8 protein-coding genes are annotated in these 9,543 nt (G+C 63.9%); 7 read left to right on the forward strand and 1 reads right to left on the reverse strand.

Going from position 1 to position 9,543, the window contains the following annotated elements; genetic code table 11:
• Positions 1–1,512: vitamin B12 dependent-methionine synthase activation domain-containing protein (locus ACTHL0_RS22860; RefSeq protein WP_440569237.1), on the forward strand; the 1,512-nt coding region annotated here is incomplete at its 5' end.
• A 149-nt stretch (positions 1,513–1,661) separates the two neighbouring features.
• Here the strand turns inward: ACTHL0_RS22860 and ACTHL0_RS22865 are convergent.
• Complete coding sequence (locus ACTHL0_RS22865) at positions 1,662–1,988, reverse strand: DUF1840 domain-containing protein (RefSeq protein WP_440569238.1); 327 nt, start codon at positions 1,986–1,988, stop codon at positions 1,662–1,664.
• Between the two features lie 283 nt (positions 1,989–2,271).
• On the opposite strand from ACTHL0_RS22865, the gene argS reads away from it, so the two are divergent.
• The 6 genes from argS to ACTHL0_RS22895 all read left to right on the forward strand — a co-directional run bounded on the left by argS (position 2,272) and on the right by ACTHL0_RS22895 (position 9,294).
• Complete coding sequence (argS, locus tag ACTHL0_RS22870) at positions 2,272–4,047, forward strand: arginine--tRNA ligase (protein ID WP_440569239.1); 1,776 nt, start codon at positions 2,272–2,274, stop codon at positions 4,045–4,047.
• A gap of 126 nt (positions 4,048–4,173) precedes the next feature.
• Positions 4,174–4,995: an SPOR domain-containing protein gene (locus ACTHL0_RS22875; RefSeq protein WP_440569240.1), complete on the forward strand. Its 822-nt coding sequence runs from the start codon at positions 4,174–4,176 to the stop codon at positions 4,993–4,995.
• A 154-nt stretch (positions 4,996–5,149) separates the two neighbouring features.
• Positions 5,150–5,797 carry a thiol:disulfide interchange protein DsbA/DsbL gene (locus ACTHL0_RS22880; RefSeq protein WP_440569241.1) on the forward strand — a complete coding sequence of 216 codons (648 nt, stop codon included), beginning with the start codon at positions 5,150–5,152 and terminating at the stop codon, positions 5,795–5,797.
• 28 nt (positions 5,798–5,825) lie between these two features.
• Positions 5,826–6,596, forward strand: a complete 771-nt coding sequence (locus tag ACTHL0_RS22885) for an SDR family oxidoreductase (protein ID WP_440569242.1) — start codon at positions 5,826–5,828, stop codon at positions 6,594–6,596.
• Positions 6,597–6,740: 144 nt separating this feature from the next.
• Complete coding sequence (locus tag ACTHL0_RS22890) at positions 6,741–8,324, forward strand: ABC transporter substrate-binding protein (protein WP_440569243.1); 1,584 nt, start codon at positions 6,741–6,743, stop codon at positions 8,322–8,324.
• Positions 8,325–8,601: 277 nt separating this feature from the next.
• Complete coding sequence (locus ACTHL0_RS22895) at positions 8,602–9,294, forward strand: hypothetical protein (protein WP_440569244.1); 693 nt, start codon at positions 8,602–8,604, stop codon at positions 9,292–9,294.
• Positions 9,295–9,543 lie beyond the last annotated feature (249 nt).

Below are 9,543 nucleotides of genomic sequence, written 5' to 3' on the forward strand. Positions count from 1 at the left end.
TTCATCGAAGAGGAAAAGAAGCGGCTGGCCGAAGCCGGTGGCGACGTCCGCGCGAAGGGCAAGATCGTCATCGCCACCGTCAAGGGCGACGTGCACGACATCGGCAAGAACATCGTCTCGGTCGTGCTCCAGTGCAACAACTTCGAAGTCGTCAACATGGGCGTCATGGTCCCGTGTAATGAGATTCTCGCCAAGGCAAAGGTGGAAGGCGCCGATATCGTGGGCCTATCGGGGCTCATCACGCCGAGTCTCGAGGAAATGGCTTATGTCGCCTCGGAAATGCAGCGCGACGAATACTTCCGCATCAAGCAGATTCCGCTCCTGATCGGCGGAGCCACCACCTCGCGCGTGCACACGGCCGTCAAGATCGCGCCGAACTACGAAGGGCCGGTCGTCTATGTGCCCGATGCCTCGCGCTCGGTATCGGTCGCCTCTAACCTGCTCTCGGACGAAGGCGCGGCGAAGTATCTCGACGAACTGAAGACCGAGTACGACCGCATCCGCCAGCAGCACGCCAACAAGAAGGCGCAGCCGATGGTGACGCTCGAACAGGCGCGTGCGAACAAGGCCAAGATCGACTGGGCGGCCTACCAGCCCGTCAAGCCAGCGTTTATCGGCCGCCGCGTGTTCAAGAACTACGATCTGAACGAGTTGGCCCAGTACATCGATTGGGGTCCGTTCTTCCAGACGTGGGACCTCGCCGGCCCTTACCCGGCCATTCTCAACGACGAGATCGTCGGCGAATCGGCGCGGCGCGTGTTCTCCGATGCCAAATCGATGCTGGCGCGGTTGATTGCAGGCCGCTGGCTGACGGCCAACGGCGTGATCGCGCTGCTGCCGGCCAACACCGTTGGCGACGATATCGAGATCTACACGGACGAATCGCGGACGCAGGTGGCGATGACCTGGCATGGCCTGCGCCAGCAAAGCGTGCGGCCGGTTGTCGACGGCGTGATGCGGCCGAACCGCTCGCTGGCCGATTTCATCGCGCCCAAGGAATCGGGCGTCGCCGATTACATCGGCATGTTCGCCGTGACGGCGGGCAGCGGCGTCGGCGTGAAGGAAAAGCAATTCCTGGCGGACCACGACGACTACAGCGCCATCATGCTCAAGGCATTGGCCGATCGGATGGCCGAAGCGTTCGCCGAAGCGATGCATGCCCGCGTGCGGCGCGAGCTGTGGGGTTATGCGCAGAGCGAAACGCTCGATAACGAAGCGTTGATCGCCGAGCGTTATGTCGGCATTCGTCCTGCTCCCGGCTATCCGGCTTGCCCCGATCACCTCGTCAAGCGCGACCTGTTCGCTACACTCAAAGCGGATGAAGTGGGCATGACAGTGACGGAATCGCTCGCGATGCTGCCAGCGGCGAGCGTCTCGGGCTTTTACATCGCGCATCCGGACAGCCGCTACTTCTCGGTCGGCAAGATCGGTCGCGATCAGGTGGAGGACTTCGCCCGCCGCAACGCGCTCGCGCTGTCCGATGCCGAACGCGCGCTTGCGCCGTTGTTGTAGTCGGCCGTCGTAAGCCGAGGGGCGGCGAATCACGGCCCCCAAACGAAAGAGCCCGGTTCGCACGTCATCGCGTGAACCGGGCTGTTTTTTTTCGGACGAAAACGGCAACGCTTACTGCGCCGCCGCTGCTGCGCCAGCCAGTGCGTCGCTCAAACGCCCCACAGAACGTCGGCGTTTTCGCGGTGCGCTTCGCGCAGCATGTCGAGGAACGGATAAGCGCGCTGAGCGAGGCCGATCGGCAGCTCGTGCGTCTCATGCCCTTCTTCGCCTTCGTGGAAGTGCCCTTCGTGCTCGGCAATCTCCCGCTTGTCCGTCACGATCGCCGCCTCGAGTTTCGAGATCGCCTCAGGTAGTTCATCGTGCGTGATGACGCCGCGCGCGCCAAGATGCTTGCCGACGATGCCGACAAGATATTGGGCCAGATTTTCCAGCATTACGACATCCGGCGCGGCACGACATTTGAATGTAATCAACATGATGGATCCATTTCCTTCGTTTTGTTTACTACACCTGACAGCGCCATGACGCCGCTGGCACCGAGCCTCGCAGCCCTCGCCGAAGCCCGCAAGCCGCACACCCCTTGCCGGGCGCTTCATTGAGACATATTAGCACCTGCTAAAATCCGCCTAGATACAAACGCGCGCGCGTTTGCCGCCTTTGCGATAAGCAAACGCACCTATGGCGGACGCAACTCGTCACGCATTGCGCCAACCCTTGCATCCGCCAAGCGGACTGCCACAGCCTACGTACCCAAACAGCATGCTGCCCGTACACAAACAGAATCTCGAAGCCTTGCTCGCTGCCAGCGTCAAGCAAGTCATCACCGAATTGAACGGCGATGCCGCCGCGGCACCCGCCATCGCACTCGAGCGTCCGAAGGCGGCCGCCCATGGCGATGTCGCCTGCAACGTCGCGATGCAGTTGGCCAAGCCGCTGCAGAAGAACCCGCGCGAACTCGCACAGCGCATCGTCGACGCCTTGCTCGCACAGCCGGCCGCGAAGGATGTGATCGAGGCCGCCGAGATCGCCGGCCCCGGCTTCATCAATCTGCGTCTGACGTCGAAGGCGAAACAAGCCGTCATCGGCGCCGTCATGGCCGAAGGCGCCGGGTTTGGCCGCTCGGCCCACGGCGCCGGCAAGCGCGTGCTCGTCGAGTTCGTCTCCGCGAACCCCACGGGGCCGCTGCACCTCGGACACGGGCGTCAAGCCGCGCTCGGCGATGCCCTCGCGAACGTCATCGCAAGCCAGGGCTACGCGGTCCATCGCGAGTTCTACTACAACGACGCCGGCGTCCAGATCCAGAACCTCGCCGTTTCCACCCAAGCGCGCGCGAAAGGTCTCAAGCCCGGCGAAGCCGGCTGGCCCGAAGCCGCCTATAACGGCGAGTACATCGGCGACATCGCGCACGATTACCTGAACGGAGAAACGGTCGCGGCCAAGGACGGCGAGCCCGTCAAAGGCAAGGGCGACGCCGACGATCTCGACGCGATCCGCAAGTTCGCCGTCGCCTACCTGCGCCACGAGCAGGACATGGACTTGCAGGCGTTCGGCGTGAAGTTCGATCAGTACTATCTCGAATCGTCGCTTTACACGGAAGGGCGCGTCGCCAAAACGGTCGATGCGCTGATCGCGGGCGGCAAGACGTTCGAGCAAGACGGCGCGCTATGGCTGCGCACGACAGATTACGGTGACGACAAAGACCGCGTCATGCGCAAGTCCGACGGCACCTATACCTACTTCCTGCCCGATGTCGCCTATCACATCACCAAATGGGAACGCGGCTTCGAAAAAGTCATCAACGTGCAGGGCTCGGATCACCACGGCACGATCGCGCGCGTGCGCGCGGGCCTGCAAGCGCTCGGCGTCGGGATCCCGAAGGGCTACCCCGATTACGTGCTGCACAAGATGGTCACCGTCATGCGCGACGGCCAGGAAGTGAAGATTTCGAAGCGGGCCGGCAGCTATGTGACCGTGCGCGATCTGATCGAATGGTCGGGCGGAGCGGTGCCCGGGCAGGAAGCGGCGCCCGATCTGCTCGACGAAGCGACCATTCAGCGCGGGCGCGACGCCGTGCGCTTCTTCCTGATCTCGCGTAAGGCCGACACCGAATTCGTGTTCGACGTCGACCTCGCGCTCAAGCAGAACGACGAGAACCCGGTGTACTACGTGCAGTACGCCCATGCGCGAATCTGCTCGATCCTGGGCGAATGGAAATCGCGCTTCGGCGGCGACGAAGCGGTGCTGCCGCAAGTCGACGTATCCGTGCTCACCAGCGCCCGCGCCATGGCGCTGATGAACAAGCTCGCCGAATATCCCGATATGCTCACGCATGCGGCCTTTGAACTCGCTCCGCACGCCATCGCGTTCTACCTGCGCGAACTCGCGGGCGAATTTCACTCGTTCTACAATGCCGAGCGCGTGCTCGTCGACTCGCAAGCCGAGCGCGACGCACGCATCGCGCTGCTGGCGGCCACGCGCCAGGTGCTCGCCAACGGTCTGGCGATGATCGGGGTTTCGTCGCCGGCCAAGATGTAACGGTCCCGCGCATTCGCCGTGCGGTATCACGCGCCGTCGCTATAATCGGTGGCCGCCCTCGCGCGGCGCCAACTTGGCACGCGCCGAGCGCCGCCTTCCGGTTTTTTTTCGCAGGTGAATCAGATAATGGCAAAACCGAGCCGTACTTCGCCACGCAGCACGTCCCCCAAGGGGAAACCATCCAAGCAAACCGGGGGCACGTTCCTCGGTGTCGTGCTGGGCTTGATCGTCGGTCTTGCGATCGCGGTCGTCGTCGCGCTCTATATCACGCGCGCGCCCACGCCGTTTGTGGCCAAGGTCGCGCCGGGCGGTGCGTCGGATGCGGGCACCGTTGAACAGCAATACGATCCGAATCGAGCACTGCAAGGCAAATCGCCGGGGCAGCCGGTTCCGCAAACGGCCCAGCAAACGCCGCCGAACACGGCGCCAGGGCAGTCGTCCGCTCAGCCGGCAGCGCCCGCTCAAGCGTCCGGTCTGCTGCAAGAGCCTCAGATCGTTGAAGTCCCGTCGGCAGGCGGCGCCTCGAGCGCAGGCGGCAACACCGCCAATGCGCCGGCCCAAGCCAACGCACCGGCTTCGGCGGAGAAGAAGCCGGCTCAAGCGGCGAGCGTGCCGCCCACCGCCTCGAACACCAACAACGCCAGCAACACAAACAACGCGGCGCATCCGAACAGCGGCGCGCAGCCCGGCCCCGGCGCGAACGATGCGAATACAGGCTATTTCCTGCAAGTTGGCGCCTACAAGACGGCTGCCGATGCCGAGCAGCAACGCGCCCGTCTGGCGTTCCAGGGTTTCGAGTCGAAGGTGTCGCAACGCGACGCCGGGGGCGTGACGTACTTCCGCGTACGTATCGGGCCGTTTGCGAAATTCGACGAAATGAATGCGACACGCCAGCGCCTGTCGGATGCCGGCATCGACACGGCCGTGATTCGCTTCACCAAGCAGTAACCGTCACGCTCGACGAAAAGACCGTCATGCGCCGTTCGCCGCTGAACCATGCGGAGACGGCGCGTGTCTGAATCGACAGCCGGCAGGCGTGCCAATGCGCCGCGGCTTAGCCCGATAGGCGCCCCACGTTCATCGTACCCACGACACGAGCAAAATGAAAAAACTGATCCGCACGCTGTTGTTCTCCGTCAGCCTGGCCGTCGTCGGCGCGGGCGTTGCGCAGGCCACGCCGGCTGCACCGGTAGCCGACAAAGACTACACGGTCCTGAAGGCACCGCAGCCCCTCGACGTTCCCGCCGGCAAGATCGAAGTGATCGAGTTCATGTGGTACGGGTGCCCGCACTGCAACGAATTCGATCCGTACTTGGAGAAGTGGATCGCCAATAAGCCGGCCGACGTCGTGTTCAAACGCGTGCCGGTTGCCTTCCGCGACGATTTCATTCCGCATTCGAAGCTGCTGTACGCCCTGCGCGCGCTGGGGCTCGAGCAAAAGCTGACGCCGGTCGTCTTCCACGAAATTCACGTCAACAAGAACTACCTGCTGACGCCGGAAGATCAAGCCAAGTTTCTCGCCACCCAAGGCGTCGATCCGAAGAAGTTCATGGAGGCTTACAACTCGTTCTCGACGCAATCGGATGTGAACCGCGACAAGCAGTTGCTCGCGGCATACAAGATTGACGGCGTGCCGACACTCGCGGTGCAGGGCAAATATGAAACGGGCCCCGCCGCCACGGATAGCCTGCCGGGCACGATCCAGGTCCTCGACTATCTCGTTGCGCAAGTGCGCGCGAAGAGGATGTAATGCGGGACCTCATCCGCCGAGCGCCGGTATGACTTCGCCCCTGAAGGTTTTTATTACCGGCGCCTCGAGCGGCATCGGGCTGGCGCTTGCAGAGCAGTATGCGAAGCAAGGCGCGACGCTCGGGCTCGTGGCGCGCCGCCTCGATGCCCTCGCCGAATTGGCTCGGCGCTTTCCCCAAATCTCCCTCTCCGTCTATTCGGCCGACGTCCGCGATGATGGAGCCGTCGCGCGGGCAGCGGCACAATTCGTCGACGAACATGGCGCGCCCGACATCGTCATCGCCAATGCCGGCATCAGTAAGGGTGTGGTGACCGGTTCGGGCGATCTGCCGGCATTTCGCGAAGTGATGGATGTCAATTACTTCGGCATGGCGGCAACGTTCGAGCCGTTCGCACAAGCGATGATGCAGGCCCGGCGCGGTACGCTGGTCGGCATCGCCAGTGTGGCGGGCGTGCGCGGCCTGCCCGGTTCAGGGGCCTACAGCGCATCGAAAGCCGCGGCGTTGACCTATCTCGAATCGTTGCGCGTCGAAATGCGGCCGTTCGGCGTGGCCGTCGTCACGATCGCCCCCGGCTATATCCGCACGCCGATGACGGCTCACAATCCCTACCCGATGCCGTTTCTGATGGACGCCGATCGCTTCGCCGAGCAAGCGGCCCGCGCGATCGCGCGCAAGGTACGCTTTGCCGTCATTCCCTGGCCGATGCGGATCGTGGCGGCGCTGCTCGGATGCCTGCCGCGATGGCTGTACGACCGGCTGTTCGAAAAGGCGCCGCGCAAACCGCGGGCGGTGGGCTAGCGGGCTGGCGGGAGAAGGCGGCAACCCTCGCCGCGGCATATCGGTATAAGGGGCGCATCGTTGTCGACGCGGCGCGCTTGGGCTAAGCTCATCGGCTCAATCCGCCGGTTCCACTTTCGGCCGCCCGTCTCCGAGGGAGCACTCATGCACGTCAAACTGTTCGCCGCCACGCTCGCCGTCTTGCCTGCCCTGGCATTCGCCAAACCGCTCACCGTCTGCACCGAGGCGAGCCCCGACGGCTTCGACGTCGTTCAGTTCAACTCGCTCGTGACGACAAACGCCTCGGCTGACGTCATCTTCAATACGCTCGTCGATTACGACGAAGCGGCGAAGAAGGTCGTCCCGGCTCTGGCCGTGAAATGGGAGGTCAGCGGCGATGGTCTGACCTACACGTTCCATCTGCGTCCGAACGTGGCCTTTCAAACCACCGACTACTTCAAGCCCACGCGCCCGTTTAGCGCCGACGACGTCGTCTTCACGTTCGATCGCATGCTCGACAGCGCCAATCCGTGGCATAAGGTGGCGGGCCCGAACGGCTTTCCGCATGCGCAGTCGATGGGGCTCGTCAAACTCGTGAAAGCCGTCAGGAAGATTGACGACCAAACCGTGGAATTCGATCTGAACGAGCCGAACGCGACGTTCGTCCCGATGTTGACGATGGGGTTTGCTTCGATCTATTCCGCGCAATATGCCGATCAGCTGCTCAAGGCGGGTCAGCAACTCGATCTGAACAGCAAGCCGATCGGCACCGGCCCGTACTTGCTGAAGAGCTATACCAAAGACGCCGTCATTCGCTACGACGCCAATCCGGCTTACTGGGGGCCGAAGCCGAAAGCCGAGCGGCTCATCTACGCCATCACGCCCGATGCCACGGTGCGCGCCCAAAAGGTGAAGGCGAACGAATGCCAGATCGCGCTATCGCCGAAGCCCGAAGACGTGGCCGCCGCGAAGGGAGACAAGTCGCTCGCCGTCGTCCAGACCCCGGCGTTCATGACAGCGTTTGTCGCGCTGAATACACAACACAAGCCGCTCGACGACAATCGCGTCAGACAAGCCGTCAACATGGCGTTCGATCGCGCCAACTACTTGAAGGTCGTTTTCGACAACACGGCCACGCCGGCCGTTAATCCCTATCCGCCGTCCACCTGGAGTTACGACGCGGCGATCAGCGCCTATCCCTACGATCCCGCGAAAGCCAAGGCACTGCTCGCGCAGGCCGGCTATCCGAACGGTTTTTCGACGACGATCTGGGTGCGTCCGCAAGGCAGCGTGCTCAATCCGAAGCCGAAGGCGGGCGCCGAGCTGCTGCAAGCCGACCTCGCCAAAATCGGCATTAAAGCCGACGTCAGGGTGATCGAATGGGGCGAGCTGATCAAGCAGGCGAAGCAAGGGCAGCACGACATGCTGTTCATGGGGTGGGCCGGCGATAACGGCGATCCCGATAACTACCTCGCACCGCTGTTCAGCTGCAACGGCGTCAAATCGGGCATCAACTTCGCCCGCTACTGCGATCCGAAACTCGACAAGCTGATCGCCGATGGGCGCTCGGTCGCCGCGCAAGCCACACGCGCGAAGGACTACGAGGCTGCGCAGAAGATCATTCACGACCAAGCGCTCTGGATTCCGCTCGGATATCCGACGGCCAGCGCCATCACGCGTCAATCGGTCGAGGGCTATAAGGTCAGCGCGTTCGGCAGGCAGAATTTTGCCGATGTGACGGTCAAGTGATGCGGCGACGAGCGCGCTCGTTCGTGGCTCGTTCGTGGCTCGTTCGTCGCTCGTTCGTCGCTCGTTCGTCGCTCGTTCGTTGACGGGGGTCCTGTGGGCGGCTTACCCTAGCGCCCTGTCCCGGCCCAGCATCCCTTAGACGATTTCCGATCAAGCAGTCATGCGAAATTTCGGCCGCGCGGCAGCGGCTTTTACGATCTGGGCCGCGGCCGCCGCCGCTGTCGCCCAAACGCCCCCAGCGGCGCCCACGGCTCGATCGGCGGCAGGCGATCCATCGATGGGGGACTCGATCGCCGTCGCGCCGATGGCCGTCGCGCAAGTCAGCGTCGCACCCACTGCACCCGCTGCGCCCGCGCCGGTCGCTACGCCACCTATCGTGGCCACGCCGGCTGGCCCGGCCCCGATGGTGCCGGTGCCCCAGGCGGTCTACGTCGCGGATTTCATTGCCGTCCCCGCCAATGCCCCTGAATCCGGCCTGCTCGCCCGTCTACGCGACGCGTTACACGCGCATGCCGCCAGTCACGACGCGGGTCTCGTCGCGCAAGCCGTCGTTCAGCGGCTCAATCACATGGGTTTGGCGGCGCGCTATCTCGCGTCAGGCGAGCCGCCGCCCGTGCAGGGCTGGCTGATCGGCGGCGTCTTCCATTTGCAAAGCGCCGCCGAGAGCGCAGCAGCGCCGGACGGCCCGGCGTCAGTCACCGATGCGCTCGGCGCGGAGGTCTCCGTGACCGTCGCCGATCTCGAGCACAGCGCCGATACGCCGTTCGCCGTCATCGGCGCCCCGCCCAGAACCATGAGCGCAACGGGCCAATCAAGCACATGGCATCCGGTTCTCGTGCCCGCCCGGCTCGCCTTCGAGCGAGCCGACCGCAATGCCGCCGTCGCCGCCTTGGCGCGGCAAATCGCCGATGCCGTTGCCGGCAATATGACGACACTGCGCCAAGCCGACGCCCAAGCTATCGCTCCCTGACGGCCGCGATATCGAGCGGACGCCAAGGCCATTTGGCCCTGAGAAGCCTCATGGCCCTGAGAAGCCTCATGGGCCTGAGAAGCCTCATGGGCCTGAGAAGCCGGAGGAGCCGGAGGGGCCTGAGGGGCCTGAGGGGCCTGAGGGGCCTGAGGGGCCTGAGGAGCCTGAGGAGCTTGAGGAGCCTGAGAGGCCTGAGAGGCCTGAGAGGCCTGAGAGGCCTGAGAGGCCTGAGAGGCCTGAGAGGCCTGA

Source organism: Trinickia sp., from assembly GCF_051961175.1.
Taxonomy (GTDB): Bacteria; Pseudomonadota; Gammaproteobacteria; order Burkholderiales; family Burkholderiaceae; genus Trinickia.